The 1,884-nt window shown below is 37.3% G+C and carries 2 protein-coding genes and 1 pseudogene; all 3 read right to left on the minus strand.

Translation table 11 applies throughout. The features are described 5' to 3' along the window. Nucleotides 1-217 (minus strand): annotated as a pseudogene (locus tag A5875_RS00985) (SapC family protein); the annotation flags it as partial. A gap of 71 nt (nt 218-288) precedes the next feature. Continuing rightward, nucleotides 289-906, minus strand: coding sequence for a hypothetical protein (locus A5875_RS00990; RefSeq protein WP_088931881.1), 618 nt, complete (start codon nt 904-906; stop codon nt 289-291). A 112-nt stretch (nt 907-1,018) separates the two neighbouring features. Continuing rightward, nucleotides 1,019-1,336, minus strand: a complete 318-nt coding sequence (locus A5875_RS23140; RefSeq protein ID WP_141108258.1) for a hypothetical protein — start codon at nt 1,334-1,336, stop codon at nt 1,019-1,021. Nucleotides 1,337-1,884: the final 548 nt, after the last annotated feature.

Consider the following 1,884-nt stretch of genomic DNA (forward strand, 5'->3'; position numbering starts at 1 on the left):
CTCTTGTCCATTCCTCAAAAGTTTCAGCAGAATATCCATGAACATGTTGTAATGTTTTGTACTGAATTTTTAACGCAGACAACTTTTGTTTAACCTCCGTATAAGTTTTTCCATAAATATATCCGTATTTTATTCTTCCGTTAATTCTCCTGCCTTTAGGGTATCTCCCTTCCCAGCGACCATCTTTCCTTAAATAAATATTTTCACCTTTGCGCATGTTGCACTTCCTCCTAATTTGACGGCTCAATAGACGGTTTATTCTCTATGGTTTCTGTCTCTTATACACATCTAGATGTGTATAAGAGACAGATCTTGAATTTTCCCTATATTTCTCGCAAATACTATTTCATTATCATTATTCTGAAACGATGTATATGTGTTAGATCCTGCAGCCTCCAGAATTTGTTTTATCTGATCATTACTAGAATTATTTGGAACAGACACATAGCGCAGTACATGACTTTCAGATCCTGTAAAGTTCCCCCAGTTATATAGAGAGGTCAAATCAGCCGTAGGAGCACTCGTATAGGTAAGTAAACCTGGATCTCCGTTATCAGAGTATAAATCCTCATGGTTTTTACCAGTGAAATTAATCACAGTTCCTGAAGACACCTTATTTCTACTTATTTGTACCCTATTTTCCTCTTCATCCATTAACTCTAGATCATTGAGCGCTCTGTATAGATTGTCACTATTAATATCTGAAAAAATATTACGAATTGTGTTAGCATTCGATGCATCAGCCGTTACACTGCTTAGGATTTGACCACCATGTTTACTAATGTCCTTTTGTGAAGTAACAAGTTCTCTTGTTATTCCTGCGACCTCATAAACTATTTTCGATTCTGAATATCCACCGTTAACTATGGCAAATGCCGGTCTTGCATATCCAGTTCCTGAAGCCAAACCTAGGCTAAACTTTTTTTCTCCTTCAATTTCATTAGTAATTGTAATTTCTGCGCCATCAGAAATCGTTGAAATTATTCCAATGCCATCAATTGCTGTCTCTTATACACATCTAGATGTGTATAAGAGACAGAATTAGTGTTAAATCATCTACCACAAATGTTTGATACAAATGTAGTGAATAGGCTTTCTGGTATTGCTGAACCAGTTCACCAAAAGGAATCGAAAACTGCAATAAAGCTGCTCGTTTACTTAATGAGTGAGAAAAAGGTGTATTAGGAACCTCCAGATAGTCTAGCGGACGCTCACCAGTAATCACGATCTGGAAGCAATCTCGCTGAAGTGTGGCCAAGGCGCTACAGGTGATTTCTGTTCTAGCAAGAATACTACGGCGAGTGAGCGGTAAGAGAATCACGGGTCCATTATCCATAAAAGCATAAGTTTCTCCATCTATCGTTTGAAGCTTGTAGATTTTGAGCGGATTGATCCAAATGGTATGATAACCGCCCTCTAGCGGACATAGCGCAAAGAAAGGACAAATCCAAGGAGACTTATATTGACCAAAACAACCAAAAGATTTGAGACAAGTACTCATGACCGTATAGTCAGCAAAAGAATACGCAGAAGAAAAGTGCTCTAATGTTGTAAAGGCGCTGTTAGGGCTGTAGTAAATATCTTCCTCCGAAAAGACAAGAACACCTTCTTTTTCTGGAATAGTGATGATACAGTCGATTTCATGAACCTTTAAGGAATCGAAGGCTAATGCTTGATTCCAATAGATATCCCATTGAGAAGACCCTGTCTCTTATACACATCTAGATGTGTATAAGAGACAGATAATAAATGGTATTATTAATCACTTTGAAATTAGTGTAAACTGTAGTTATATTTGGAAAGGCTATCAAAATATAATAATGGAGGGTTACAATGAAAAAATGGGTTGTTTTTGTGGTGTTAGGGGCAATTTTAGCAGGGTGC

Origin of the sequence: Enterococcus sp. 3H8_DIV0648, assembly GCF_002140655.1 — a bacterium.
Taxonomy (GTDB): Bacteria; Bacillota; Bacilli; order Lactobacillales; family Enterococcaceae; genus Enterococcus_A; species Enterococcus_A hulanensis.